Origin of the sequence: Paenibacillus sp. EZ-K15 (genome assembly GCF_002573715.1) — a bacterium.
Lineage (GTDB): Bacteria > Bacillota > Bacilli > Paenibacillales > Paenibacillaceae > Paenibacillus_AQ.
Genome location: NZ_PDHM01000028.1, coordinates 1 through 26,230, shown reverse-complemented (window position 1 = coordinate 26,230; position 26,230 = coordinate 1). Strand labels below are relative to the sequence as shown.

The 26,230-nt window shown below is 50.5% G+C and carries 26 protein-coding genes, 1 pseudogene and 1 riboswitch; all 27 genes and pseudogenes read left to right on the top strand.

Features of this window, described 5'->3' with window-relative positions; translation table 11 throughout:
* Positions 1-123 precede the first annotated feature (123 nt).
* Entirely contained in the window at positions 124-1,224 is a 1,101-nt protein-coding gene (ychF, locus tag CRG97_RS30490; protein WP_076323963.1) for a redox-regulated ATPase YchF, read from the top strand.
* 295 nt (positions 1,225-1,519) lie between these two features.
* Positions 1,520-2,587 carry a peptide chain release factor 1 gene (prfA, locus tag CRG97_RS30485; protein ID WP_076323964.1) on the top strand — a complete coding sequence of 356 codons (1,068 nt, stop codon included), beginning with the start codon at positions 1,520-1,522 and terminating at the stop codon, positions 2,585-2,587.
* A 4-nt stretch (positions 2,588-2,591) separates the two neighbouring features.
* Entirely contained in the window at positions 2,592-3,482 is an 891-nt protein-coding gene (gene prmC, locus CRG97_RS30480; protein ID WP_098749241.1) for a peptide chain release factor N(5)-glutamine methyltransferase, read from the top strand.
* Between the two features lie 133 nt (positions 3,483-3,615).
* A complete protein-coding gene (locus CRG97_RS30475; RefSeq protein WP_098749240.1) occupies positions 3,616-4,803 on the top strand; it encodes an FtsW/RodA/SpoVE family cell cycle protein in 1,188 nt (395 codons plus the stop codon).
* A gap of 316 nt (positions 4,804-5,119) precedes the next feature.
* The gene (locus CRG97_RS30470; RefSeq protein ID WP_098749239.1) at positions 5,120-6,298 is read left to right on the top strand and encodes an FtsW/RodA/SpoVE family cell cycle protein; all 1,179 of its coding nucleotides are present in this window, start codon (positions 5,120-5,122) and stop codon (positions 6,296-6,298) included.
* Positions 6,299-6,538: 240 nt separating this feature from the next.
* Positions 6,539-7,234: a stage II sporulation protein R gene (gene spoIIR, locus CRG97_RS30465; RefSeq protein ID WP_098749238.1), complete on the top strand. Its 696-nt coding sequence runs from the start codon at positions 6,539-6,541 to the stop codon at positions 7,232-7,234.
* A gap of 407 nt (positions 7,235-7,641) precedes the next feature.
* Complete coding sequence (locus CRG97_RS30460) at positions 7,642-8,787, top strand: L-threonylcarbamoyladenylate synthase (RefSeq protein WP_481856231.1); 1,146 nt, start codon at positions 7,642-7,644, stop codon at positions 8,785-8,787.
* Positions 8,788-8,868: 81 nt separating this feature from the next.
* Positions 8,869-9,432, top strand: coding sequence for a manganese efflux pump MntP (locus CRG97_RS30455; RefSeq protein WP_098749236.1), 564 nt, complete (start codon positions 8,869-8,871; stop codon positions 9,430-9,432).
* A 54-nt stretch (positions 9,433-9,486) separates the two neighbouring features.
* Positions 9,487-10,074, top strand: coding sequence for a low molecular weight protein arginine phosphatase (locus CRG97_RS30450; RefSeq protein WP_098749235.1), 588 nt, complete (start codon positions 9,487-9,489; stop codon positions 10,072-10,074).
* Positions 10,075-10,164: 90 nt separating this feature from the next.
* A riboswitch (ZMP/ZTP riboswitch) is annotated at positions 10,165-10,246 on the top strand.
* A 114-nt stretch (positions 10,247-10,360) separates the two neighbouring features.
* Positions 10,361-10,825: a ribose 5-phosphate isomerase B gene (rpiB, locus tag CRG97_RS30445; protein ID WP_076323971.1), complete on the top strand. Its 465-nt coding sequence runs from the start codon at positions 10,361-10,363 to the stop codon at positions 10,823-10,825.
* Between the two features lie 81 nt (positions 10,826-10,906).
* On the top strand, positions 10,907-11,491 hold the full coding sequence (locus CRG97_RS30440) for a TIGR01440 family protein (protein ID WP_098749234.1): 585 nt from the start codon (positions 10,907-10,909) through the stop codon (positions 11,489-11,491).
* Between the two features lie 90 nt (positions 11,492-11,581).
* Positions 11,582-12,832 (top strand): serine hydroxymethyltransferase, encoded by a 1,251-nt coding sequence (locus CRG97_RS30435; protein ID WP_098749233.1) that lies wholly within the window; start codon positions 11,582-11,584, stop codon positions 12,830-12,832.
* A gap of 347 nt (positions 12,833-13,179) precedes the next feature.
* Complete coding sequence (upp, locus tag CRG97_RS30430; protein ID WP_053491142.1) at positions 13,180-13,809, top strand: uracil phosphoribosyltransferase; 630 nt, start codon at positions 13,180-13,182, stop codon at positions 13,807-13,809.
* A 63-nt stretch (positions 13,810-13,872) separates the two neighbouring features.
* Positions 13,873-15,030 carry a non-hydrolyzing UDP-N-acetylglucosamine 2-epimerase gene (wecB, locus tag CRG97_RS30425; protein ID WP_076323975.1) on the top strand — a complete coding sequence of 386 codons (1,158 nt, stop codon included), beginning with the start codon at positions 13,873-13,875 and terminating at the stop codon, positions 15,028-15,030.
* A gap of 175 nt (positions 15,031-15,205) precedes the next feature.
* Entirely contained in the window at positions 15,206-15,436 is a 231-nt protein-coding gene (locus tag CRG97_RS30420) for an AtpZ/AtpI family protein (protein ID WP_076323976.1), read from the top strand.
* Positions 15,433-15,810 carry an ATP synthase subunit I gene (locus tag CRG97_RS30415; protein WP_076323977.1) on the top strand — a complete coding sequence of 126 codons (378 nt, stop codon included), beginning with the start codon at positions 15,433-15,435 and terminating at the stop codon, positions 15,808-15,810. The genes CRG97_RS30420 and CRG97_RS30415 overlap by 4 nt, the downstream gene beginning before the upstream one ends.
* Positions 15,811-15,845: 35 nt before the next feature.
* Positions 15,846-16,607, top strand: coding sequence for a F0F1 ATP synthase subunit A (gene atpB / locus CRG97_RS30410; protein ID WP_098749232.1), 762 nt, complete (start codon positions 15,846-15,848; stop codon positions 16,605-16,607).
* 106 nt (positions 16,608-16,713) lie between these two features.
* The gene (atpE, locus tag CRG97_RS30405; protein ID WP_007128780.1) at positions 16,714-16,926 is read left to right on the top strand and encodes a F0F1 ATP synthase subunit C; all 213 of its coding nucleotides are present in this window, start codon (positions 16,714-16,716) and stop codon (positions 16,924-16,926) included.
* A gap of 95 nt (positions 16,927-17,021) precedes the next feature.
* A complete protein-coding gene (gene atpF, locus CRG97_RS30400) occupies positions 17,022-17,510 on the top strand; it encodes a F0F1 ATP synthase subunit B (protein ID WP_098749231.1) in 489 nt (162 codons plus the stop codon).
* Positions 17,507-18,052, top strand: a complete 546-nt coding sequence (locus CRG97_RS30395; protein WP_098749230.1) for a F0F1 ATP synthase subunit delta — start codon at positions 17,507-17,509, stop codon at positions 18,050-18,052. The genes atpF and CRG97_RS30395 overlap by 4 nt, the downstream gene beginning before the upstream one ends.
* Positions 18,053-18,070: 18 nt before the next feature.
* Complete coding sequence (atpA, locus tag CRG97_RS30390) at positions 18,071-19,585, top strand: F0F1 ATP synthase subunit alpha (protein WP_076323981.1); 1,515 nt, start codon at positions 18,071-18,073, stop codon at positions 19,583-19,585.
* 267 nt (positions 19,586-19,852) lie between these two features.
* On the top strand, positions 19,853-20,713 hold the full coding sequence (gene atpG, locus CRG97_RS30385) for an ATP synthase F1 subunit gamma (RefSeq protein WP_076323982.1): 861 nt from the start codon (positions 19,853-19,855) through the stop codon (positions 20,711-20,713).
* 119 nt (positions 20,714-20,832) lie between these two features.
* On the top strand, positions 20,833-22,233 hold the full coding sequence (gene atpD, locus CRG97_RS30380) for a F0F1 ATP synthase subunit beta (protein ID WP_076323983.1): 1,401 nt from the start codon (positions 20,833-20,835) through the stop codon (positions 22,231-22,233).
* A 99-nt stretch (positions 22,234-22,332) separates the two neighbouring features.
* On the top strand, positions 22,333-22,737 hold the full coding sequence (locus CRG97_RS30375; RefSeq protein WP_076323984.1) for a F0F1 ATP synthase subunit epsilon: 405 nt from the start codon (positions 22,333-22,335) through the stop codon (positions 22,735-22,737).
* 656 nt (positions 22,738-23,393) lie between these two features.
* Complete coding sequence (locus tag CRG97_RS30370) at positions 23,394-23,648, top strand: DUF1146 family protein (RefSeq protein ID WP_076323985.1); 255 nt, start codon at positions 23,394-23,396, stop codon at positions 23,646-23,648.
* A gap of 497 nt (positions 23,649-24,145) precedes the next feature.
* Positions 24,146-25,492, top strand: a complete 1,347-nt coding sequence (gene murA, locus CRG97_RS30365; protein ID WP_202619030.1) for a UDP-N-acetylglucosamine 1-carboxyvinyltransferase — start codon at positions 24,146-24,148, stop codon at positions 25,490-25,492.
* Positions 25,493-25,820: 328 nt separating this feature from the next.
* Positions 25,821-26,230 (top strand): annotated as a pseudogene (locus CRG97_RS30360) (hypothetical protein); the annotation flags it as partial.

Genomic DNA, 26,230 nt, shown 5'->3' with positions numbered 1-26,230 from the left:
ATCGGGTATCTGCTATAATTAATAAGATTGTTTAGCTGGCAATTCGTAGCTTCGGCGATAAGAACCAAAGCTGTGTAATACTTATAAATAAAGAAGTAAACCTGATAAGGAGTTGTCACATAAATGGCTTTAAAAGCAGGAATCGTAGGTTTGCCAAACGTTGGCAAATCAACATTGTTTAATGCGATCACGCAAGCGGGCGCCGAATCGGCCAACTATCCGTTCTGTACGATTGATCCTAACGTCGGTGTCGTAGAAGTGCCGGATGAGCGCCTCAACAAACTGACCGAACTGGTTCAGCCGAACAAAACGGTACCGACCGCTTTTGAATTCGTGGACATCGCGGGCTTGGTTCGCGGGGCGAGCAAAGGGGAAGGTCTCGGGAACAAGTTTCTTGCCCATATTCGTGAAGTGGATGCCATCGTTCATGTTGTTCGCTGCTTTGAGGACGAGAACATCACCCACGTTGACGGTAAAGTGAACCCGGTCAGTGATATCCAGACGATTAATCTGGAGCTGATCCTTGCGGATCTCGACAGCGTGGAGAAGCGGATCGATCGCGCGAAGAAGAACATGAAGGGCGGCAATAAGCAGTATGCTCAGGAAGTAGAACTACTGGAGCGCCTGAAGGAAGCCCTTTACAACGATCAACCGGCACGCAGCGTGGAACTGAGCGACGATGAGAAGCTGATTGTTCGTGATTTGCACCTGCTGACATTGAAGCCGGTGCTATACGCGGCTAACCTGAGCGAAGACGGCGTTACGGAAGCCGACAGCAATCCTTTCGTGCAGCAGGTTCGTGATTTCGCCGCTGCGGAGAACGCGCTCGTGGTTCCGATCAGCGCGAAGGTTGAAGCCGAGATTGCCGAGCTTGAGGGCGAGGACAAAGCGATGTTCCTTGAGGAGCTGGGGCTGGAGGAATCCGGGTTGAACCGTCTGATCAAGGCGGCTTACAGTCTTCTGGGATTGTACACCTACTTTACGGCAGGCGTGCAGGAAGTACGTGCCTGGACGATCCGCAAAGGAACGAAGGCTCCGCAAGCGGCAGGCGTGATTCATACCGACTTCGAACGCGGCTTTATCCGTGCGGAGGTCGTAGCTTACGATGATCTGGTTGCGGCCGGATCGATGAACGGCGCGAAGGAACGCGGACAGCTTCGCCTGGAAGGCAAAGAGTACGTTGTGAATGACGGCGATGTGATGCACTTCCGTTTCAATGTGTAGGAATTGAAGTATTCAAAGGCCATGGCTCCATGTCACTTTGTGCATGGGACCGTGGTTTTTTTGAAGATATCATAGTGTTGAGCTGAGGAGTGCTGGACCCTCCCTGCACAGGTGGATCACCCTCTGAATGGGAGCCAGATTTGAAGGGAGAGATCCTTTCAGTCCGGTCAACTGCCTGCTAGTCAAATACGTCGTTTCATGGTAAAATAAAAAGTCGTTTACACTTCATTGTGGATGCGAAATGGAGTGCAAAAGGGCATATCTTCAGGAATATATCTTAGAGAGGTGAATTCCTTTGTTGGACCGATTACAATCCCTTGCGGACCGTTACGAGAAGTTAAGTGAGCTGTTGTGCGACCCCGATGTCGCTAATGACTCCAAGAAGCTCAGGGATTATTCCAAAGAACAATCCGATTTACAGCCTGCTTATGAGGCTTATGTTGAATATAAAAATGTAATTGAAGAGCTCGAAGCTGCCAAAACCATGCAGGGCGAAAAGTTGGATGACGACATGCGCGAAATGGTGAAAATGGAGATCGAGGAGCTTACCCAGCGTGAGCGCGAGCTGGCGGAGAAGATTCGGATCTTGCTGCTGCCGAAGGATCCGAATGATGATAAGAACGTAATCATCGAGATTCGTGGCGCAGCCGGCGGCGACGAGGCGGCACTGTTTGCTTCCGACCTGTACCGGATGTATACCCGTTATGCGGATACCCAAGGCTGGAAGGTTGAACTGATGGACGTTAACACGAACGATCTGGGTGGCTTCAAGGAAGTCATCTTCATGATTAATGGTCGCGGCGCTTACAGCAAAATGAAATTTGAGAGCGGCGCGCACCGCGTGCAGCGTATTCCGGCTACGGAATCCGGCGGTCGTATCCATACCTCCACCTCTACGGTGGCGGTCATGCCAGAGGCGGAAGAAGTGGATATCGAAATCCATGACAAGGACATTCGCGTGGATACCTTCTGCTCCAGTGGTGCAGGCGGTCAGTCCGTTAACACCACCAAGTCGGCGGTACGCGTAACGCATATCCCGACGGGGATTGTGGCTACGTGCCAAGACGGCAAATCGCAGAACTCCAATAAGGATAAGGCGCTGCAGGTGCTCCGTGCCCGTATCTTTGATATGATGCGCCAAGAGGAAGAAGCGAAGTATGCCGGTGAGCGGAAGAGCAAAGTAGGTACAGGTGACCGCAGTGAGCGGATCCGTACGTACAACTTCCCGCAAAGCCGTGTAACCGATCACCGGATCGGACTTACCGTTCACAAGCTGGATCAAGTGATGAACGGGGAGATTGAAGAGATCGTTTCGGCGCTGACCCTTGCGGAGCAGGCTGAACTGATGGAAAAAGGAGTATAACGCTTTGAAGCGGACGATATTTGAATTGACGCCGCAGCCCAGCATAAGAGAAGCCTTTGTGGAGGCTTCTTCTTTTTTAGACGGCTTGCGGGTAATGGAATCGCAGCGGAATGCGCAGCTGCTGCTGGAGCATGTGCTGGGATTGTCGGGAACCTCATATTTTATGGCACTCGCGGATCCGTTTCCGGCGGACCGCCGCCACGCTCTGGAAGAAGCGATCAATCGCAAAGCCCAAGGTGTTCCTGCGCAGTATATTATCGGCGAACAGGAATTTTACGGCCGGCCGTTTGAAGTTACGCCGGCGGTTCTCATTCCGCGTCCGGAAACGGAGCTGCTCGTGGAAGCGGTGCTGAAATATGGACGGGAGCTCACTCTGCGATCGAATGAAAGGCTACAGGCCATTGACATCGGCACAGGTAGCGGGGCCATCGCCATTACGTTGGCATTGCAGGAGCCGGCATGGGGTTTGCTGGCGAGCGATATTTCGCCGGATGCGCTGGAGGTAGCTGCTCGTAATGCAAAGCAGCTGAACGCTGGTGTCGAGTTTCGGCAGGGGAATCTGCTGGAGCCATTCGCAGGTATGGCCCCGGACATCCTTGTCTCCAACCCACCGTACATTCCGGCGGAGGATATTGAGGGACTTCAGCCCGAAGTCCGCGATTATGAGCCGCGAACAGCATTGGATGGCGGACCGGACGGATTGAACCCGTACCGGATCATGATGGCGCAGCTGCCCTTGCTGTCAGCGCCGCCGCGGCTGATCGCCTTTGAGCTGGGTATGGGCCAAGCCGAGGATGTGGCAGAGCTTCTGCGGAGTGCAGGGCACTGGAAGGAAATCGTAACGGTGCCGGATTTGGCGGGGATTGACAGGCATGTCTTGGGAATTTCTCGTTAATTGTGTTCTGGGTGGATTTCTTTTAAAATAGATGATGGGCTGAGCCGATTAAACGTTTGTTGTCGTTCAGATCGTTACCTTACCTCAATTGGCAAATCAGTGTGTACAGCTCCGGGCACAGGGGGACCAAAGCATGCTTCAGAAATTCAAGAAAATTGATTTTGTTATCGTTTTTGTACTGTTGATGCTGATGGTTGTCAGTATTACATCGATATATAGTGCCACGCTCGACAACACCGGATTCGAAAGACACCATATCAAGATGGGGATATTTTATATTCTCGGATTTGCAGCCTTTTTCGGGTTGAGTTTGATTGATTATCGGTTATGGAATAAATACGCACTGCATATATACATCGGCGGGTTATTAACCCTTTTGCTGCCTTCCTTCATCGGCCAGACCAAAAACAATGCCACAGGTTGGATTAATCTCGGTATCGTGGATTTTCAACCTGCGGAATTGTTTAAGCTGGTGCTGATCATATTTATCACCTATGTTCTTATCCGTAAGAATAAAGCGAAGTTGTCCTTTTGGCGGGACATTGTACCGATTGGGCTCTTGACGTTTATCCCGTTTGCCGTTGTCATGGTTCAGAATGACTTGGGTAATGGACTAAGTTATATTGTCATCTTGCTTGGGTTGTTATGGATCGGGAATGTGAAGTTTTCGCACGCTCTCATCGGGCTTCTGCTTGTAGCAGGCATCGCTTTCGGTGGAGCACAGGCCTATATCCACTATCATGATGAAATCAAAGAATCGAAAATCATGGAGAGCCGCGGCCACTGGATGGAACGGATCGACCCATGGCTGATACCGGAAAAAGCAACGCCGAAAGCGAGTTATCATACGAACAATGCGAAGTTGGCCATTGCTTCAGGCGGTATGAGCGGAGAAGGGTACTTACAGGGAAGCTCCGTACAATCCTCGCGTGTACCTTATACGTATTCGGATTCGATTTTTGTGCAAATTGCAGAGGAATACGGCTTCATCGGTTCTTCCGTTCTGTTGTTGTTATATTTCATACTCATTCACAGGATGATTTTGATTTCATTGGAAAGCCGGGACAAAGCGGGTCCGTTTCTAATCATCGGTATTGTTGCCATGCTGCTGTATCAAATCTTTGAGAATATCGGCATGTTTATTGGGTTGATGCCTTTGACAGGGATTACGCTGCCCTTCATCAGTTATGGCGGAACATCACTCATCATTAACATGGCGTGTCTCGGGGTTGTCATGAGTGTGAAGCTGCATGGACAGGAAGTGGAGGAGGATATGCCTAATCCTCAAACGAACCGCTTTGCACCACCCAAACAGGCTTGATTTACGTTATCGGATTTAGAACCAACAGAGATGCTATCGAAGGCAGCATCTCTTTTGTATTTTTTGTTGGTATCCACAGAAGGGTCCGTGAATTGTATTAGTGGAGGAAATCTCTTAGAATATTTCATTAGGGGCTAAGCACGGTCTGCTCCTTGAAACGCTCCATTGTAATGTCGCCTTTAGACTTTTTTTAACGGATATCATCTGGATCAACGATAAGCAGCGTTAAACTTTCTTTTCGAATAATCGTTATATGCCTGTATAGGCAAACCGGGGGTTGGGGTTAACAGCTCCGGGCACAGGGGGACCGTAAAGAATGCTTCAGAAATTTAAGAAGTTGGATTACGTTATTGTTTTTGTACTGGTTTTGATGATGGGCATCAGCATTACGTCGATATACAGCACAACCGTTGACACCAAATTCGAAGGCTCTCATCTCCGCATGATTGCCTTTTACATTGTCGGTTTCATTGCTTTTTTCGGAATCAGCCTGCTGGATTACCGGTTGTTGATTAAATATGCTAAATATATTTACTTGGGTGGATTAGCTGTTTTGGTTCTCGTTATGTTTATCGGTAAGGATATCAACGGCGCCCAAGGCTGGATTTACATTGGTGGACTCAGTATACAGCCTGCTGAATTGTTCAAGCTGATCCTGATTATTTTCCTTTCTTTTGTATTGGTGCGCAAAAACAAACCGCTGCTGTCTTTCTGGAAGGACGTTGTTCCGATCGGACTTTTGGCATTCGTGCCTTTTGCGCTCGTTATGGCCCAAAATGATTTGGGTAACGCGCTCAGTTATGTCGTGATTTTGCTGGGGCTGCTCTGGATCGGGAACGTTAAGTTCTCCCATGCGCTCATTGGGCTTGCGCTTGTGGCAGGCTTAGCCTTCGGTGGGGCTCAGGCCTATATTCATTATCATGATGAAATGTTGGAATCGAAAATTTTGAAGCCGCACTGGGTGGAACGGATTGATCCGTGGCTCTATCCGGAGAAGGCAACTGCCAAGGCAAGCTACCATACGACGAATGCGAAGCTTGCCATCGCCTCGGGCGGCATGAGCGGCGAGGGTTACATGCAGGGATCGTCGATCCAGTCGGGCAGGGTGCCTTATGCGTACTCCGATTCCATATTTGTGCAGATTGCCGAGGAATTCGGTTTTATCGGATCTTCCGTCCTGCTTCTGTTATATTTCATCCTGATCCATCGGCTGATCCTGATCTCCCTGGAATCCCGAGAACGTGCGGGGCCGTTTCTTATTATAGGGGTCGTGGCCATGTTCTTATATCAGATCTTCGAGAACATCGGCATGTTTATCGGCTTAATGCCGCTGACCGGGATTACGCTGCCCTTCATCAGTTACGGGGGGACTTCCCTTGTGATCAGTATGGCCAGTCTGGGGGTCGCCATGAGCGTGAAGCTGCATGGACAGGAAGTGGAGGAAGATATGCCGGATCCGCATGCCTATCGCCCGGCCGCTTCGAAGCAGGCGTAACTTGCGGGAAGCTCAATAATTGCCCTATCTCTAGCGAAAAAGTGTGGGATATGGAAATCAGATGAACTGAATAACCGATCTTGGCGAAGATGCGATTCCCGTGGGAGTCGCATCTTTTTTTGGTTCGTGCTGCATCAATCTATGATTTTTATATCAATTGCTAGATTCTACGTTTATATCTTTGTCCGGCGGACATACTGATAGCATCATAGAGATGTTCATAGAGAGGCGGCTGGCAAGATGAAAAATTATAGTGAAACCCTCCGTATTATCGTGAAGAAAATGGTGGTGCTCTTATCCTGTATGTTTATGGTCATTATGGCTTGGGAAGGACAGCAGATTGATGCTTCCGTTGTTGGCGGTCCGATCCCCGAGGAATCGATACGACTTCGCATTCTGGCGAATTCCGATAGCCCGTCCGATCAGCTGGTCAAACGAGAGATCCGTGATTCGGTCGTTGAGCAAATGCAGCTCTGGGTCCTGCAGCTGGAGAACCCGCAAAGCCTGGAAGACGCCAAAGAATTAACCCGGCAGCATCTACCGGAAATCCGTCAATTGGTGGGTGAAGAGTTGAAGAAAAGGGGAATTACGTACAATTACACCGTAGAGCTTGGCGTCGTGCCGTTCCCGACGAAGTTATACGGGGGCACGGTGTATCCGGCCGGCGATTACGATGCGCTGCGGATTTCTTTAGGAGAAGGTCAAGGGCAGAACTGGTGGTGTGTCCTGTTCCCGCCGCTTTGTTTCATCGATGGTGGCAGCGGGGATGCGGCGGCGCAGCCTGTTGACACAGGTATCCAAACGGTTTCTGCTGAGGCTGGCGATGCTTCCCAAGAGGAAGCTCCGAAGAACGCAGGCGATAGTGAACCGGAGGTCCGCTTCTTCTTGTGGGATATGTTCCGTGGCATTTGGAACTGGGTGTTAAGCCTGTTCTAGGATCGATTATGGAGCGGGTTGATTTTCAATCCTGATCGGGTATGATAAACTTTGAAGTAGAAGTGCGTGTTCAAAAAGGTGGATTTTCAGCACCGAGAAGGTTGGATGAAGCTAGGGACTGAGGAGCGGAGCGTACGTTTTGGGTACGTGAGCCCCGGAAGGCCCGGCTGAATTCAAGATTCGATGCCGAGCTGCTTCCTGATTCGCTTCGTGATCAAAAGCGGACTTTTTGAACAACCTTTAGAAGAGTGCTTTCTCTTTGGCGCGACTGGTTTGAATGGGAACCGGCACGGGACTGAAGAACGAAAAGCGCTTTTTATTTTGGGGCATAGGCAAAACTCGCGCTGGAGTTTATATATTTCATATACAGAAAGTTTGGGATAGGAATGGAACAGAACGGGAACGGCATGGAACCTAACCAGCAGCGGGATAACGGCTTCCGCCAGGCTGCTGCAAAATCAACCCAAGTGTGGCACGTCTCGAACTCGCTCTCTAGGGAGAGTTTGAGTTTGGAGAAGGAGGCAAAGCAGGCGCTTGGGGAAGCGGGGCAGGTGCTCGAGCTCGGCGGAACGGTGGCATTTCCGACGGAAACGGTCTACGGGCTTGGCGCGGACGCCGGCAATACGGAAGCGGTCGAGCGCGTCTTTGCCGCGAAAGGCCGGCCGTCGGACAATCCATTGATTGTGCATATTTCGGAGCTAGCTCAGCTTGACGGTTTGGTCCTTCATGTAAATGAGACGGAACGGGCGCTGATGGCAATGTTCTGGCCTGGGCCGCTGTCGCTGGTACTGCCCGTTAAACCGGGTGCTGTCTCCCCTCGCGTGACGGCAGGCCTCGATACCGTTGCCGTGCGGATGCCGGATCACAATGTGGCGCTGGCTTTGATCAGCGCCGCCGGACGTCCGCTGGCTGCGCCGAGCGCGAACCGTTCCGGTCGGCCAAGCCCGACGCTGGCCAGCCATGTCTTGGAGGATCTGGCCGGGGCGATCGACGGCGTGCTCGACGGCGGCCCGGCCGGGGTGGGCGTCGAGTCGACGGTGGTGCAAGTCGGCGAAGACGGGGCCGTCACGGTGCTCCGCCCGGGCGGCGTCACGGCGGAGCAGCTTGCCGCCGTTGCGGCAAGCGTGCGCATGGACCCGGCGCTGCAGCGCGCCGCCGGGGAAGCGGAGAGCCCGGCGCCGCGCTCGCCGGGCATGAAGTACACGCACTACGCACCGAAGGGTGCGATGTGCGTGGTGCAGGGCCCGCGTGCCGACGCGGTGTCGGCACGCATCGCGGCCGAGCTTGAGGCGGCAACACGGCGCGGGGAGGTGACCGGCGTGCTGTCATTCGACGAGCACATCGGTCACTACCACGCGGACGTTGCCGTCTCGCTCGGCAGCCTGGCCGCGCCGGAGGAGGCGGCCCGCCGGCTGTACGCCGGCCTGCGCCGGTTCGATGATGAAGGCGCGACCTTCATTCTGGCTGAAGCGTGCCCTGAGCAAGGCCTCGGGGCAGCCGTCATGAACCGGCTGTTGAAGGCCGCGGGACACCACATCATCGATGTGAATTGAGCTGCCGAATGAACGCTTTTGGCATCATTTATCCCTTGTCCGCATATGGTGTACAAGACCATGGGACTTGGGGGAATGGGCATGCTGGAGGCGTCTGTCCAATCGGGACAGCTTGCGGCGATTCTGCTGATGGCGGTTGCACTCGGGCTAGACGCATTTTCGCTTGGAATCGGAGTCGGAATGAGAAGCGGCATGCGCTTAGGCCATATGCTGGGCATCAGCTTCATGATCGCGTTGTTTCACATGCTGATGCCGCTGCTGGGCTTATTTGCCGGCCGCTATGTAGGTATGTTACTGGGTCACGTCACAGGACTTGCGGCCGGCGGGCTGCTGCTTCTGTTAGGCGGGCATATGATGTATAACGCCCTGCGGGGCGGAGAAGGACAGCGAATACATCCTACCGCATTTTTAGGCATGCTGCTGTTTTCGCTTAGCGTCAGCATCGACTCCTTCTCGGTAGGCGTTTCGCTCGGGATGTTTGTGGATGATGTGCTGTTGATCGTGATCTCCTTCGGGCTGGTTGGCGGTTTGCTGTCCATTCTCGGCTTGCTGCTTGGCCGCCAGGTAAGCAATAAGCTGGGGGAGTACGGTGAAATGCTGGGCGGACTGATTTTGGTTATATTTGGTACCATGTTTATCTTCTGACGTTATATTTGTTACAATAAGCCCAAAGAACCTACTAACGGGAGGGACGGGACCGTGAAAAATATACTGTTTGTCTGCACGGGAAATACCTGCCGCAGTCCAATGGCTGAAGGCATGCTGCGCAAGCTTGCCAAACAACGGGGCATCCCGCTGGAAACGAAGTCCGCCGGTGTCTCGGCCGTGGATGGAATGCCGGTGTCCCATCATACGGAATCCATACTGCGAGACCAGGATATCCAAGAACGCTTGGTGTCCAAACCATTGACTGCGAATCTGGTGGAGTGGTCAGACTTGATCCTGACGTTGACCCAGTCGCATAAGCAGTATGCTATAAGGCAGTTCCCGCACGCCGCAGACAAGATGCATACGCTGAAAGAGTTTGTTGAGGATGACCGACAGGTGCTGGATGATCTGCGGGAGCAGGATAGTCTGTATGCGGCGCTTGAGCTGGCCAGATCGCTGGGCCGCGACGTCAGCGAGCGTGACCGGGAGCGTCTGATCGAGCTGCGTCAGCGCATTCCGAGCTTCGATATCTCCGATCCTTTTGGAGGCTCGCGGGAGGAATATGAGGCGACGGCTGCAGAGATTCGGACAGCGTTGTTCCGTCTCTTGGACAAGCTGGAGGCGGATCGGCATAACTAAGCCTTACTTTGATCGATATGAGCCTACCATTGGGCTAAAAAGCCACTTGCCTTTCACATGGTATTGCTTTAAGATGAAGTTGAAAAACAAATGATCCGGTGTAACTGGCGACGAAGTGGATGAAACCACGATGGAGCATCGGAATATACGGCCGGTCGCCTGGGCAAAGAGCATTTGGAGCACAATACGTGCGCCGACTGCTCTTTTTTCGTCTTTTGCGCCCGATTTGGGTTATAATGAAACAAGCTAAAACGCAAAAGCGAACATACGAGGGGGTTTTTCATAGATGAAAATTGCATTGGGTACGGATCATGCCGGCATTCGTCTGAAAGAGGAGATCGTGGAAGTCATTCAGGGTCTTGGACACGAGGTGGAGGATCTGGGCTGCGGCTGTTCCGATTCCGTGGATTATCCCGATTATGCCCTTCCTGTGTGCGAGAAGGTAGTCTCGGGTGAAGCGGATCGCGGCATTCTGATCTGCGGTACGGGGATCGGCATGAGCATTGCGGCCAACAAGGTACCGGGCATTCGCTGCGCGCTGACACATGATGTGTTCTCAGCCAAAGCAACGCGCGAGCATAACGACAGCAACGTGATTGCGCTGGGTGAGCGTGTCGTCGGTCCCGGACTTGCTGCTGAAATCGTCAGCGCATGGCTGACAACGGATTTCAGTCATGGCGAGCGCCATATCGGCCGCGTGAACAAGATCAAGGCCATCGAGGAGCGTTACCTGAAGAATGAATCGCGATAGGTGAATGCGTAAAGCAGTTGCGGCTATCGTGATATGGGAATGAAGCATCTTCTGTGAAAAAATCATCGGGAGGACTGTGACATGACGGATATCTCCAAGGTTTCCTTGAACGAACAGACAGGGCAGATTGTCCGCGAACTGGCCGAAGCTGCCGTGTTAGGACCCGGTAAAGTGCTGGTCATCGGCGCCAGTACCAGTGAAGTGGTCGGACGCCGGATCGGTACAGGCGGCGCTCTTGAAACGGCGCAGCAGCTCCTTCAGGGCATTGCCGAGGTTCAAGCGGAATTCGGTTTCGCGGTGGCTTATCAATGCTGTGAGCATCTGAACCGCGCGCTTGTCATGGAACGCGAACTGCTCGAGCGGCTGGGCTTGACGGAAGTGGCGGCTGTTCCCATTCCGGGAGCGGGCGGGTCGATGGCCTCCGCGGCTTACCGCAGCATGAAGGAGCCTTGTCTTGCGGAATCGATTGAAGCACATGCCGGAGTTGATATCGGCGAGACGCTGATCGGCATGCATTTGCGGCAAGTGGCGGTTCCGTTCAGACCGACCGAGCGTTATATCGGTGAGGCGCGCGTAACCGCGGCTTATACCCGTCCGAAGCTGATTGGTGGAGAACGTGCGGTGTACCGGCTCGAGCAAAGGGATGATTCCACACTATGCGATTGATTTAAATGAGAACTCGCTTTTTTAATTATGACAACTTGTAGTATTGACTTTGCAAGAAAAAATAACGATTGATTATGGGAGGATATGAACATGATGGAACATTTGCGGAAGAGTGACCCGGCTGTATTGGAAGCGATGGATTTGGAGCTGAAGCGTCAGCGCAGCAACATTGAGCTGATTGCCTCTGAGAATATTGTTAGCGAAGCGGTTATGGAAGCAATGGGGACGGTACTGACGAATAAATATGCGGAAGGCTACCCTGGCAAACGCTATTACGGTGGCTGTGAGCGTGTGGATATTGTGGAAGATATCGCCCGTGACCGCGCCAAAGAACTGTTCGGAGCCGAGCATGCCAACGTTCAGCCGCACTCCGGTGCCCAAGCGAACATGGCGGTATATTTGGCAGCTCTGAAGCCTGGAGATACCGTGCTCGGCATGAACCTGGCCCATGGCGGCCATCTGACTCACGGAAGCCCGGTTAACGCTTCCGGCCTTCTGTACAATTTCGTGGCCTACGGCGTGCAAGAAGACACGTTCCTTATAGATTACGACGAAGTTCGCAAAGCGGCATTCAAGCATCGCCCTCGTCTGATCGTGGCGGGAGCAAGTGCCTACCCTCGCATCATTGATTTTGAACGGCTTGCTGCCATCGCGAACGACGTTGGCGCGTTGTTCATGGTTGATATGGCTCATATTGCAGGTCTTGTTGCGGCAGGTCTTCATCCGAATCCGGTTCCGCATGCCCATTTTGTAACAACAACGACGCATAAGACGCTTCGCGGGCCTCGCGGCGGTATGATTCTGTGCAAAAAAGCTTGGGCGCAAGCGATCGATAAAGCGGTATTCCCTGGCTCCCAAGGCGGCCCGCTCATGCATGTTATTGCTTCCAAGGCCGTTGCGCTTGGCGAAGCATTGGATCCGTCCTTCAAGTCGTATGCAGAGAACGTTGTGAAGAACGCGAAAGTGCTGGCTGATACTCTGATCGAGGAAGGCTTGAACATCGTATCCGGCGGCACCGATAACCACCTGATGCTGGTGGATACCCGCAATCTGGACATCACCGGTAAAGACGCGGAGAAAGTTCTAGACTCCATCGGGATTACCGTGAACAAGAATGCCATCCCGTTTGATCCGACCAGCCCGTTCGTAACGAGCGGTATCCGTATCGGTACCCCTGCGGTTACTTCCCGCGGTATGGATGAGCAGGCGATGGTGAAAATCGCGAAAATTATTGCCATGACATTGAAGCAGCCAAAAGACGAGGCAACGCTTGAAAAGGCAGGCCGTTTGGTCGCTGAGCTTACAGATCTATATCCTCTCTATGCTGAAATGAAATATTAATCACAGTTTCCTCCGCGTAAGAGGCCTATGATAAGAGGACCCCGCCTGATGCAGGTGGGGTCCTTTTAGGAGCTATAAACATTCTGGCCAGATTGCTATGCTCTCATTTTCCCAGTCAGGTAGGCTTCGCGGTTAGCATCAATATAGGCGGAAATGGAAAACCTAGGTTTAGGGCAGAAGAAGATCCGGTTTAGTTATATAAGGTCAAAAACTCATGGAATAAAACATGACCCGTGCAGGTGTCAATTGCCTAGAGGGAATGATATAATAGACAGGATTTATGGAGCTCACACATATTTTACGCCCATATTGAAATAACATTTGTACTCAAACCGGAGGGACCAGACATGGGAAAATTGGTGATTTGTGATCACCCGTTGATTCAACACAAACTTACATTTATCCGCGATATGCGGACTAACACAAAAGACTTTCGCGAATTGGTAGACGAAGTCGCGACTTTGATGGCTTATGAAATTACGCGGGAGGTTCCTCTTGAATCCATATCCGTGCAGACGCCGGTAGCTGAAACCCAAGGCAAAGTCATTTCCGGCCGCATGCTCGGCTTGATTCCGATCCTGCGCGCCGGTCTAGGCATGCTGGACGGAGTTGTCAAGCTGCTTCCTGCAGCAAAGGTAGGGCATGTCGGATTGTTCCGTGACCCCGAAACGCTTCAGCCTGTTGAATATTATACGAAGCTTCCAACGGACGTTACGGAACGGGAATTGATCGTCATTGATCCGATGCTCGCGACGGGCGGATCCGCCATCGCTGCTATCGACGTGCTGAAGAAACGCGGCTGTACCCAGATCAAGATGATGAACCTCGTGGCTGCACCGGAAGGTGTGAAGGCTGTCCATGATGCCCATCCGGACGTGGACATTTATGTTGCTGCTCTCGATGAGGGCCTTGACGACCATGGCTACATCGTACCGGGCCTTGGGGATGCAGGGGATCGGCTGTACGGCACGAAATAAGAGCCGATCAGTCATTCGTACGTCTTGAATATTTGAAAACAAGCAAAGAGGGGTATTTCAAACATGTCAAAAGTGAAAGTGATGACGATATTTGGGGTCCGCCCCGAAGCAATCAAGATGGCGCCGCTTATTCTGGAGCTTCAACGTCACCCCGAGCATATTGAATCGGTCGTTTGTGTTACTGCGCAGCATCGGCAAATGCTGGATCAGGTGCTGGATGTGTTCAAGATTGTTCCCGACTATGATTTGGATGTCATGAAGGACCGTCAGACGCTCAACGAGATCACCGTGCGCGTTCTGGAGGGTCTTGAGCCTGTTCTCCGTGAGGCTAAACCGGATATCGTGCTGGTGCACGGCGATACGCTGACAACGTTCCTGGCCAGCTATGCAGCGTTTCTGCAGCAGATTCAGGTTGGCCATGTAGAGGCGGGTCTGCGGACATGGAACAAGCTGAATCCTTATCCGGAGGAGATGAACCGTCAGTTGACCGGTGTGCTTGCTGATCTTCACTTTGCGCCGACGAACTGGTCCGCCGAGAATCTCCGCAAGGAGAACAAGCCGGAATCCCGTATTTATGTTACGGGTAACACGGCTACGGACGTGTTCCAGTACACGGTGCGTGAAGGTTATACCCATCCGGTTCTGGACTGGGCGAAGGGCAAACGCCTGATCCTGATGACGGCACATCGCCGCGAATCCCAAGGGGAGCCGCATCGTCAAATATTTGAAGCGGTAAAGCGCATTGCCGATGAATTTGAGGATATCGCCATCGTATATCCTGTACATCCGAGCCCTGCCGTTAAAGAGCCGGCTCATCGCATTCTGGGAGATCACCCGCGCATTAAGCTGATTGATCCGCTGGATGTTGTGGATATGAACAATATCTACACCCATACGCATTTCATTATTACGGATTCCGGCGGCATGCAAGAGGAAGCTCCATCATTCGGCGTGCCGACGCTGGTGCTTCGGGATACGACCGAACGTCCGGAGGGCATTGAGGCCGGTACCCTGGAGCTGGTAGGCACCCAGGAGGAGAATGTGTATGAACGGATTAAGGTTCTTCTGACTGATCAGGAGCTCTACGACAAGATGAGCAAAGCAGCTAATCCGTATGGTGATGGACAAGCTTCGCAGCGGATTGTCAATGCGATTTTGCACCATTTCGGCATCCGAAAAGAGCGTCCTGAAGAATTTCACAGAATGTTCACAAAGGTATAGTTTACCGTATTCTGATGGGCAAGAAGACAGCATACAGTTGAACTGTACGGTTACCGCGGCGTTTTGTGCAATTTAGACTGCTCAAAACGCCGATTTTACACGGTAAATCCATCAAATCGATTCATTGACAAACTCTTGCAATATTCAGTAAAATGAGTTGGGATTAGAGGTTCATATGAAAAATCCGAAAAGTCAAGATAACCCTTGGTTGATAGCGCTATACATTAGCGGGGCTGGCGGTTTGCTTGCCGCTTACATTCTCATCGGTTTTTTTACCGGGCGATGGCTCATGAATCATTTGGACGGGCCCAGAGTGTGGCTTGCCATTGGTACGCTTTCGGGGCTCTTTGTAGGGATTTTGAATATCGCTCTTCTCATTAAAAAGTTTTTGGGGGCGCAGGCGTGAATGATTTGACTTCCATTGTGAACGCTGTATTTAGAGTATCATTACTCTTATTGTCTGCCTTGTTTCTCGGATGGGCTCTCTATCCGGAATTTCGCCCGATTTTTATGGGGTTGATCATGGGCATGGCGGCGGGATTGTTTAATGTACGCTTCCTCTCCATGAAAGTGCAGCAGCTGGCGCAATTGGCTGTCGATCCGGAACCGAAAAAGTACAATTTCGGCTTTATTACGAGATTGTGCATCGGATTTCTGATTGTTATCTTCGCCGCTAAACTCGAGCAGGTATCACTCGGCGGTGCAATTGCCGGTCTGTTCATACCCCAATTGTTGACCATTCCTGTCAGCATTGTGTTCAGTTTGAGAAACAATCATTGATCAGCGCTAACTTGGAAAGGGGTGAAAACAATTTTATGCATGATTCACCGATTATCAAACTTGGCGGATTGAATATTGATCTTTCAGCGGTACTTATGCTGTTCGTCACCTGCTTGGTGGTGTTCGTATTATGTCGACTGGCTGTACGTAATCTATCTGTCGAAAACCCTTCCAAACTGCAAAACTTCATGGAATGGGTAGTGGAATTTGTGCAAGGCGTCGTAGCGAGTGCGATGGATCTGAAGAAAGGGAAAGCTTACATATCATTGGGGCTTACTCTGATCCTGTTCATCTTTGTAGCCAACTTGCTGGGCCTGCCGTTCTCAATTATCACCGACTTGCCGGAGGACTTCGAAGTCTTTGGTCAGCCAATCCTGGCTACGCTCGGACTTGAACATGGCCACTACGCCCACGTATTGTGGTGGAAGTCGCCAACAGCGGATATTTCCGTTACGGCCGGTCTTGCGATCGTTGTGTTCGTGCTCATGAACTACCTGGGCTTGAAGCAGAATCGCAAGCATTACCTGAAGCATTACATCGAACCGTTCCCGATCTTTTTGCCGCTCAATATCATTGAGAACCTGGCAAAACCTATCGCTCTGGCAATCCGGCTTTATGCCAACATTTTTGCCGGCGAGGTACTGATCACGGTGATTCTGAAAACGGGCTTCTGGGGCATTCCGTTTATGGCCGCATGGCAAGGTTTCAGTATCTTCATTGGTGCATTGCAGGCGTTTATCTTTACGATTTTGACCATGGTATACATCTCGCAAACAACGATTCACGAAGAGCATTGATCAACTCGGACGAATCCGCCGTAACAGCGGTGTTTTTCGAAAGAGATATTTTCTATAGTTTCACCAAATTTCAATTTTGAAACAATTTTAAGGAGGATATTTAACAATGGAATTTTTGGCAGCAGCTATTGCAGTAGGTCTGGGCGCCCTTGGCGCAGGTTTGGGTAACGGTATGATCGTAAGCAGAACAGTTGAGTCTATCGCTCGTCAACCAGAAGCACGTGGTCAATTGCAAACAACGATGTTTATCGGTGTTGGTATCGTAGAGGTTATTCCTTTGGCGGCTACTGTTATCGCGTTCTTGATCATGTTCTCTTAATAACAATACAACGGTTTGGCGGGGAGGGCCGATGCCATCCGCGCCTTCGTTTTGTTAGGCACCGCACTTCGTGTTGATGGAAAGGAGTGACCTCAATGACCATTCTATGGGAAAATATGGTAATCACTATTATCGCGTTTATTATTCTTTACCTTTTGCTTCAAAAGTTTGCGTTCAGCAAATTGTTCGGCATCATGGAGCAGCGTCGTGAACTGGTAATGAGCCAGATGAACGAAGCGGCACAGACCCGTCAGCAGGCAACTGCTTATGTAGAAGAGCAGAAGAAGGCACTGGAGCAAGCGCGTCAAGATGCTCACGAAATCATCGAGCGTTCCAGACAAACTAGCAACAAACAAGCAGAGCAAATTATGGAGCAAGCTAAGGAAGAGGCGGTTCGCCTGAAATCCGAGGCTGTTCGTGATATCGACAATGAGAAGAAGAAAGCTGTCGAAGAGCTTCGCAATGAAATCGGCAGTGTTTCCGTGAAAATCGCTACCAAGCTGATTGAACGGGAAGTGAAGAATGACAAAGCTCAAGAAGAACTGGTGGATCAATACCTTAAAGAGGTAGGAGGCAGACCATGAGCCAAAATACAGTAGCAGCCAAGCGGTATGCGCGGGCGCTGTTCGAAGTGGCGGCTCAGCAGCAGAAGGGTCTGGAAGTGGAAGAGGAGTTACGCGCTGTTGTGCAAGCCATCGAAGGCGATGCCGACATCCGGAAATTCATCTCCACGCCGAATGTTCCCCAGTCCGTGAAGATGAACGTAATCAGCCAGGCGTTGGCAGGGAAGGTATCGCAGCCTGTATTGAACACGATCGAATTGCTTCTCGACAGAGGACGTACAGAAATGTTCGCTGAACTGCTGAACAGTTATGTGAAGATACAAGGTGCGAGCTTAGGATTGGCGGACGCCACTGTGTACTCCACCTACCCGCTTAGCGATCAGGAAAAAGAACAGGTAGCTTCGGAATTCGGACAGTTAGCCCATCAGAATATCCGGGTGACCAATGTTGTGGACGAGAGTTTGCTCGGCGGCCTGAAAGTTGCCATTGGCGACAAGCTTTATGACGGAAGCCTTGCCGGGAAACTGGAACGTCTTGAAAAGTCTTTTAATAGACGAGCATAGTAGATAGGGGTGAAAACGTTGAGTATCAGACCTGAAGAAATCAGTACTTTAATCAAAAGTCAAATTGAAGAATATAAATCCGATATCACTGTCTCTGAAGTAGGTACGGTAATTCAAGTAAGTGACGGTATTGCTCGCGTGTACGGCCTGGAGAACGCGATGTCCGGGGAACTTTTGGAGTTCCAGAACGGCGTGTTCGGTCTGGCGCTGAACCTTGAGGAGAGCAATGTCGGTGTCGTTATCCTGGGACCTTACTCCGAAATCAAGGAAGGCGATCAGGTTAAGCGTACAGGACGTATCATGGAGGTTCCTGTAGGTGAAGCTCTGCTTGGACGCGTTGTAAATCCGCTGGGTCAACCGCTTGACGGCAAAGGCCCGATCGAAGCGACAGCTTATCGTCCGGTTGAGAGCAGCGCACCAGGCGTTATCGAACGTAAATCCGTTCATGAGCCTATGCAGACAGGTATTAAAGCGATCGACGCGATGGTACCTATCGGCCGCGGACAGCGCGAGCTGATCATCGGTGACCGCCAAACGGGTAAAACCACCGTTGCGATCGATACCATCCTGAACCAAAAGGGCAGCGGCGTTAAATGTATCTATGTAGCCATTGGCCAAAAGCAATCCACTGTAGCACAGGTTGTTGAAACACTTCGCCGTCATGGCGCACTGGAGTACACGATTGTTGTTACGGCTTCGGCTTCTGAGCCGGCTCCATTGCAGTACATCGCTCCATACGCAGGCTGCGCTATGGGTGAGTACTTCATGTACAAAGGCGAGCATGCACTCATCATCTATGATGACTTGTCGAAGCAAGCGGCAGCATACCGTGAGTTGTCCTTGCTCCTCCGTCGTCCTCCGGGTCGGGAAGCTTATCCGGGTGACGTTTTCTACTTGCACTCCCGTTTGCTGGAACGTGCAGCGAAGCTCAACGATGAGCTTGGTGGTGGTTCATTAACCGCACTGCCATTTATTGAAACACAGGCTTCTGACGTATCTGCTTACATTCCAACCAACGTAATTTCGATTACGGATGGACAGATCTTCCTGGAGTCTGAGTTGTTCTACTCCGGTCAACGTCCAGCGATTAACGTCGGTATTTCGGTATCCCGTGTCGGTGGTTCCGCGCAGATCAAAGCGATGAAAAAGGTTGCGGGCGGCATGAAGCTGGATCTTGCGCAATATCGTGAGCTCCAGGCGTTCTCCCAGTTCGGATCTGATCTGGACAAATCAACCTTGGCTCGTTTGAACCGTGGTGCAAGATTGATGGAAATCCTGAAGCAGGGTGTAAACCAGCCGTTGTCCGTTGAACAACAGGTGGTTAGCTTGTACGCAGCTGTTAAAGGATATATCGATGATATTGAAGTTGCTGACGTGCGCCGTTTCGAGAGTGAGTTCCTCACGTTTATTGAAAGCAATAAACCGGAAATTCTTCAATCCATTACGGATACGAAGGATCTGACATCCGATAACGAAAACGCATTGAAAGCGGCGATCGATCAATTTAAGAAGGGCTTTGCCGCTTCGGTTTAAGCTCCTCAGGTAAGCAATAGGAGGGGAGCCGGGGTAAGCCCGGCATCCTCTTTCATCATATGGAATGTAGCTTTGGCTGTGACCAAAGTGATTTTTACAAAAGGTACGGCTTTGGTCCTAGCCAAAGCTTAGTCTACGCGTACGAAGTTAGCTTTGGCTTCGCCAAAGCTAAGCTGATGCTTACGAAGTAACTTTGGCTCTGCCAAAGTTAGGTGATTGCTTACGAAGTTAGCTTTGGCTTCGCCAAAGCTTTAAGGTGGTGAAAACATGGCAAGAGGATTACGTGATATTAAGCGGCAGATCAAGAGTGTTCAGAACACAAGGCAGATCACCAAGGCGATGGAAATGGTTGCTGCCGCCAAGCTGAGAAGAGCTCAAGAGAAGGCAACCTCCGCGCTTCCATACTCCGAGAAGCTGAAAGAAGTGGTTGGCAGCATTGCTGCTGGAACCAAGGGAATCAGCCATCCGATGCTGGAGAAGCGTGAAGTGAAGAAAACCGGTTATCTGGTGATCACTTCAGACCGCGGTCTTGCTGGTGCATCGAACTCCAACATTTTACGAAAAGTATCGAACTTTATCGCAGAACGCCATCAGTCCAAGGACGAGTATTGCCTGTTTGTGATCGGACGTAAAGGACGGGATTATTTCCGCCGTCGTGGACTTCCGGTTGTTGAGGAGCTCACCGATTTATCCGATAGTCCGACCTACGCGGATATTAAGGCCATCGCTAACGCGGCGGTTCATCAATATGAGCTGGGTCAGATTGATGAGTTATACGTGTGCTATAACCAATTCGTGAATGCTTTGACTCAGCTCCAGGAGATCTCCAAGCTTCTGCCGATGGAGAACATTGGCAGCGCCGAGAACCTGACGGGTTATGAGTACGAACCGTCTCCTGAAGGCGTGCTCGAGGTTCTGCTTCCGAAATATGCGGAAACATTGATTTTCAGTGCGATGCTGAATGCGAAGGCAAGTGAGCTGGGTGCGAAGATGACTGCTATGGGAGCTGCAACGAAGAATGCAAGCAAGATGATCAACGAGTTGAACCTTACTTACAACCGTGCTCGTCAGGCTGCCATTACGCAGGAAATTTCCGAGATTGTGGGCGGAGCAAACGCTCAGCAATAATGCACGGCTCCGAATTCTTAACTTAGTATTTAACGGATATGCGGCCATGTCATGAATAAGCCGCTTTTACGATCATCGTTCACCGCTAGAGGTGAGCGGGTAGGAGGGAAAACGAATCAATGAAAAAAGGACGCGTTGTCAGCATTACAGGTGCTGTAGTTGACATTGAATTTGAGCGCGGTCATCTTCCCGAGATTTTTAATGCTGTCAAGATTGAAGCAACGCTGGAAGGCGGCCGCTCGGTTGATTTGACTTTGGAAGTATCCAATCATTTGGGTGATAATCTGGTTCGTTGTATCGCGATGTCATCCACGGATGGTCTCGTTCGCGGTATCGAAGCCGTGGATTTGGGCAGACCGATTACGGTTCCTGTAGGTTCCGCTACACTTGGCCGTGTATTTAACGTATTGGGTGAGCCGATCGATAATGCAGGTGCCGTAGTATCCGAAATTAATAACCCGATCCACCGTGAGGCTCCTGCTTATGATGAGCTTTCCACGCAAGCAGAAATGCTTGAAACGGGTATTAAAGTCATCGACTTGCTTGCTCCATACCAAAAAGGCGGTAAGATCGGTCTCTTTGGTGGTGCCGGCGTAGGTAAAACCGTTGCTATCCAGGAATTGATCAACAACATCGCCCAAGAACACGGCGGTATTTCCGTATTTGCCGGCGTAGGTGAGCGTACTCGTGAAGGTAATGACCTTTACCACGAGATGAGTGATTCCGGTGTTATCAACAAAACCGCGATGGTATTCGGTCAAATGAACGAGCCTCCGGGTGCCCGTCTTCGCGTAGCATTGACTGGTTTGACGATGGCGGAATATTTCCGTGATCAAGAAGGTAAAGACGTACTTCTCTTTATCGATAACATCTTCCGCTTTACTCAAGCGGGTTCCGAAGTATCCGCCCTTCTGGGTCGTATGCCTTCCGCGGTAGGTTACCAGCCAACGCTGGCATCCGAAATGGGACGCTTGCAGGAGCGGATTACCTCTACCAAAAAAGGTTCCGTTACATCCATCCAGGCTATCTATGTACCGGCGGATGACTATACGGATCCGGCTCCGGCTACAACGTTTGCTCACTTGGATGCAACGACAAACCTGGAGCGTAAAATTTCCGAGATGGGTATCTATCCTGCGGTAGATCCGCTTGCATCCAGTTCCCGTATCTTGGCTCCGGAAATCGTGGGCGAAGAGCACTATAATGTTGCTCAAGGCGTTAAGAAAATTTTGGCTCGTTATAACGAGCTTCAAGATATCATCGCGATTCTCGGTATGGATGAGCTGAGCGAGGAAGATAAAGCGATTGTTGGACGTGCTCGTCGTGTTCAACGTTTCCTTTCCCAAGCTTTCCACGTTGCCGAGCAGTTTAACGGTATCCCGGGTAAATATGTACCGGTTAAAGAAACCGTACGCAGCTTTAAAGAGATCTTGGAAGGCAAGCACGACCACCTTCCGGAAGCGGCTTTCCTGTTCGTAGGTACGATTGAAGAGGCAGTTGAAAAAGCAAAAACATTGTAAGCTGACGCTCCGTGATCGGCAGACCGGAACAGTGCTTATTGCGAGACTGTGAGGTCTGCTGCGCGAGTTTTCTGCGGAAAACGGTGAGGAGGGATGGAAGTGAGCACCATTTTGTTGGAAATCGTAACGCCGGACCGTCTGGTCTACTCTGAGCAGGTGAACAGTGTTACGGTGCGTGGGGTCGAGGGAGAGCTGGGCATTTTGCCAGGTCATATTTCCTTCGTAACGCCGCTTCAGATAGCGCCAGTTTATGTGAAGATTGGCAACCAGAGAACCCCGTTTGCGGTACAAGGCGGTTTCGTCGAAGTTCGTAAAGATAAGATTGTCATCCTGGCGGAAAGCGCAGAGAAAGCGGAAGAAATCGATCTGGAGCGTGCGGAAGCCGCGAAGGAAAGAGCGGAGACCCGCCTGCATGCGAAGGGAAGACAAGATGAAGTTGACCACCGTCGCGCGGAAATGGCTCTGCAAAGAGCGATGAACCGGATTAAAGTGACGCGGAACTAATAAGGTAACGAAGACAGCTTGCTGTAATTATCAGCCAAGCTGTCTTTTTGTGTTCTATTTCTATTAATAATACTGGTTATAAAAGTACTCGTTTAAGGTGTTGAGCATTCATAGATTGCAGGTATAACCTAGCATGAAAGGAATAAAGAGGTAATCCTTTATGGTTATCTCACTGTCTGAACCGCATATCTGGTGGGGATCTAATTGGCCCATGGAGCCAATGGCATATACAATTTGGTTGATGACGTAAATGGGTCCATAGCCATCAATTACTCTTAGAAAGGACCTGAGGCATGGATTGTTTTGATACATAAATATTCTTCTTTCGTGATAACGTCATCTCAGCTATACACGGTCTGTGAATATCATTAATATCATAGATGGGTATTTTTTTGTTAAACCGTCGGTATAAATAGATGTTCGAGATATAAAACTACACTATATGAATGGCTGCTGGATGTTTTTTGAAGTGAAAATAATGGGAATTCCTACTTCTCCTAATAGCGTATAAATGATCATTTTGGGAGGTTGTCGAGAAACTTTATTATTTCCGAGGAAATGTCGTATAGAAAGTGCTGGATTCTTAGGCTCCAGCCAAGTATTATAGAAGAGTCGGTCCTGAACAGGGCAGGATAATTTATGAAGGAGGAGGGAGTATGAACCAGGATTTATCTAATTCAATCAGTGCTGTTGGTGTTAACGGATTCTTGTCTATTGTCGTTTCGCTGATCTGTATCGCACTGGCTTGGTGGGCATTACAACAAGTAAAGCTGGATTTGGTTGTCCGTCATCCAAAAGGGCCGCAGGGAAAGCTGTTGCATTTGCTGCTGGCGGTGGTGCTTGGACGATTCGTGGCTGAATTCCTAATTGACTATATTACATGGAGTCAAATGATCCGATATATGTTTTAGAACGGGAATAAGCGTCATACATAACACAAGGTGCTGCAGTTAGTAATGAAACATTTGTTGCATGAGGTTGTGTGCTTGGCGATATTTTACTCGTCTGTTTTAATTGCGGCATGAATGGTTATATCTCTGTTAGGTTGCTTGGGGAGAAGATGTCGAATAAACGCATTTTATTATGTTAACACTTAAAATAAGAATTTGATCGGGCGGACGGTATGACTTCCGGACTATAGTGTTCACCCGGTAATTGTTATGCATTGACAAGTGCTGGTCGGTCATGGTACCTTTCGAAGGTCCATACTGCGGATAACAGATGCTTCATAAGGTGGCATCATGGATTTCTGATACCTGATGTAGACACCGAATCAGATGTCATAAATAGTTCGAAAATCGCTTGTTTAGCGGAAATCACTAATGTTAAGATGAAAGTTAGGGAATTAGCAACAACTAATCACTAACACACGCAATCAGGAAAATTATGGACGCGGAGGGAAACCATGATGAGCAAATTTATCGTCCGCGGTGGCAAAAGACTGACCGGAAGCGTCAAAGTCAGCGGAGCAAAAAATTCAGTTCTTCCGATCATCGCTGCCTCTCTACTAGGGGAAGTTGGGGAAAGTGTTATTATTGACGCACCTCCTCTTGACGATGTAATTACAATCAGTAAAGTATTGGAGTCGCTTGGTGCGGGCATTACATATCAAGATGAAGTGATACGTGTGAATGCAGAGCACTTAACGACATGTGAAGCGCCTTATGAATGGGTGCGGAAGATGCGGGCGTCTTTTCTGGTCATGGGACCTTTATTGGCACGTTGTGGACGAACCCGGATTTCGCTTCCCGGTGGATGTGCTATCGGCACAAGACCCATTGATCAACACCTAAAAGGATTTGAAGCTCTCGGGGCTGAGATTAGCCTCGGACAAGGATATATTGAAGCTAAAAGCAATGGCAGATTGCGTGGGGCGAAGGTCTATTTGGACGTAGCCAGCGTGGGTGCTACTGAAAATATTATGATGGCTGCTACATTGGCTGAAGGGATTACGGTAATCGAAAATGCGGCGAAAGAGCCGGAAATTGTCGATTTAGCGAATTACCTGAATGCGATGGGTGCCAAAGTTCGCGGTGCGGGCACGGGTGTGATTCGTATCGAGGGCGTTGAGAAGATGCATGGCGTTAAGCATAACGTAATTCCTGACCGAATTGAAGCAGGCACCTTTATGGCTGCGGCTGCGATCACGGGCGGGGATGTCTATGTCGAAGGAGCCATTGCAGATCACCTTGGACCGGTTATTTCCAAGATGGAAGAGATGGGGATTACCATTGAACCGGACGAGAATGGAATTCGCGTTATTGCTGACAAACCATTAAAGTCGGTTGATGTGAAAACCTTGCCTTATCCTGGATTTCCAACCGATATGCAGTCCCAGATGATGGCGCTTTTGCTGGTTTCCGAAGGTACAAGTGTTGTTACGGAAACGGTATTTGAAAACCGCTTTATGCATGTTGACGAATTTCAGCTGATGAATGCGGAGATCAAGGTTGAGGGACGTTCTGCCATCGTTACGGGCGGAGCTAAGCTTAAAGGTGCCAAAGTAACGGCAACGGATCTGCGTGCAGGGGCTGCCTTGATATTAGCCGGGCTTGTATCTGAGGGGACTACCGAAGTTGGCGGCGTACAGCATATCGATCGCGGCTATGTTCATTTAGCGGAGAAGCTGTCTGGACTTGGCGCGGATATCTGGCGTATTTCGACGGAGGACCAGAGTTCGGAGAAGGTTTCGAAAAAAGCGGCAAGCGAAGCAGAAGATGCAAAAGTTTTCAAAGTTCAACCTACCTGGGTGTAACAGTCAAGATTGACCATGATGATCCAGGATAGACCACAATAGAGTGTAGAAGAAGGTGCTTTGCCGATAAGGGCAAGGCTCCTTCTTTTTTTGGTATGTCCTCATCATGGCGGGCTATCATTCATTCTCTTACCTTGAGATTCCGGATGACTAGAGATTCTTTGCTAGCTTGCTTGCAGTTAGCGTCATCGTTTCTTCATCCATGTGACTTTTTCCTTTCTCTTAGAATAGTTCTATCAAATGCCCGTATCTCATAAGTATAAGTAGAGCGTGATGGAGCATGAACTAAAGGTATATACCAGGGGAAAAGGCACAGGAGGGAAATGCAATGAAAGATTCGAAGGTTCGGGTAAATCTGAGCACGACAGGGAAAAAACAAACGGTCGATCCAAAAGACGTTCTGAAAGAAGGAAATAGTCAATCATACCAGGTGCCATCCGAAGGATCGGCTGCTCCCGTGTTGAAGTGGGATTTTCCCGGGGAACTTGAGAAGAAAGCCGGATCGACTGAAGAACATAGTCATGACTCGGAACAGGATAAAAAGGATATTCAGGAAGGGCCGCGCGGGCACCGCGGCCCGGGAAGAGCGCTGGACGCCTTCGGCGAGTCCGGCCACAGCCCGCGGGCGGTCCATACGCCGCCGCCCGGCCGCCCCGCTGGCGCGCCTGCGTACGGCGCCGCGCCAGCCCCCGGGGGGCCAGCGGCGATGCCGCAGGGCCCGCATCCCGCGGCCGAGCC

Excerpts from the sequence above, each read along its gene's own strand:
- ychF (WP_076323963.1), top strand. The coding sequence starts at position 124 with ATGGCTTTAAAAGCAGGAATCGTAGGTTTGCCAAACGTTGGCAAATCA.
- CRG97_RS30475 (WP_098749240.1), top strand. The coding sequence starts at position 3,616 with ATGCTTCAGAAATTCAAGAAAATTGATTTTGTTATCGTTTTTGTACTG.
- CRG97_RS30470 (WP_098749239.1), top strand. The coding sequence starts at position 5,120 with ATGCTTCAGAAATTTAAGAAGTTGGATTACGTTATTGTTTTTGTACTG.
- spoIIR (WP_098749238.1), top strand. The coding sequence starts at position 6,539 with ATGAAAAATTATAGTGAAACCCTCCGTATTATCGTGAAGAAAATGGTG.
- CRG97_RS30460 (WP_481856231.1), top strand. The coding sequence starts at position 7,642 with ATGGAACCTAACCAGCAGCGGGATAACGGCTTCCGCCAGGCTGCTGCA.
- CRG97_RS30455 (WP_098749236.1), top strand. The coding sequence starts at position 8,869 with ATGCTGGAGGCGTCTGTCCAATCGGGACAGCTTGCGGCGATTCTGCTG.
- rpiB (WP_076323971.1), top strand. The coding sequence starts at position 10,361 with ATGAAAATTGCATTGGGTACGGATCATGCCGGCATTCGTCTGAAAGAG.
- CRG97_RS30440 (WP_098749234.1), top strand. The coding sequence starts at position 10,907 with ATGACGGATATCTCCAAGGTTTCCTTGAACGAACAGACAGGGCAGATT.
- CRG97_RS30435 (WP_098749233.1), top strand. The coding sequence starts at position 11,582 with ATGATGGAACATTTGCGGAAGAGTGACCCGGCTGTATTGGAAGCGATG.
- upp (WP_053491142.1), top strand. The coding sequence starts at position 13,180 with ATGGGAAAATTGGTGATTTGTGATCACCCGTTGATTCAACACAAACTT.
- wecB (WP_076323975.1), top strand. The coding sequence starts at position 13,873 with ATGTCAAAAGTGAAAGTGATGACGATATTTGGGGTCCGCCCCGAAGCA.
- CRG97_RS30420 (WP_076323976.1), top strand. The coding sequence starts at position 15,206 with ATGAAAAATCCGAAAAGTCAAGATAACCCTTGGTTGATAGCGCTATAC.
- atpB (WP_098749232.1), top strand. The coding sequence starts at position 15,846 with ATGCATGATTCACCGATTATCAAACTTGGCGGATTGAATATTGATCTT.
- atpE (WP_007128780.1), top strand. The coding sequence starts at position 16,714 with ATGGAATTTTTGGCAGCAGCTATTGCAGTAGGTCTGGGCGCCCTTGGC.
- atpF (WP_098749231.1), top strand. The coding sequence starts at position 17,022 with ATGACCATTCTATGGGAAAATATGGTAATCACTATTATCGCGTTTATT.
- CRG97_RS30395 (WP_098749230.1), top strand. The coding sequence starts at position 17,507 with ATGAGCCAAAATACAGTAGCAGCCAAGCGGTATGCGCGGGCGCTGTTC.
- atpG (WP_076323982.1), top strand. The coding sequence starts at position 19,853 with ATGGCAAGAGGATTACGTGATATTAAGCGGCAGATCAAGAGTGTTCAG.
- atpD (WP_076323983.1), top strand. The coding sequence starts at position 20,833 with ATGAAAAAAGGACGCGTTGTCAGCATTACAGGTGCTGTAGTTGACATT.
- CRG97_RS30370 (WP_076323985.1), top strand. The coding sequence starts at position 23,394 with ATGAACCAGGATTTATCTAATTCAATCAGTGCTGTTGGTGTTAACGGA.
- murA (WP_202619030.1), top strand. The coding sequence starts at position 24,146 with ATGAGCAAATTTATCGTCCGCGGTGGCAAAAGACTGACCGGAAGCGTC.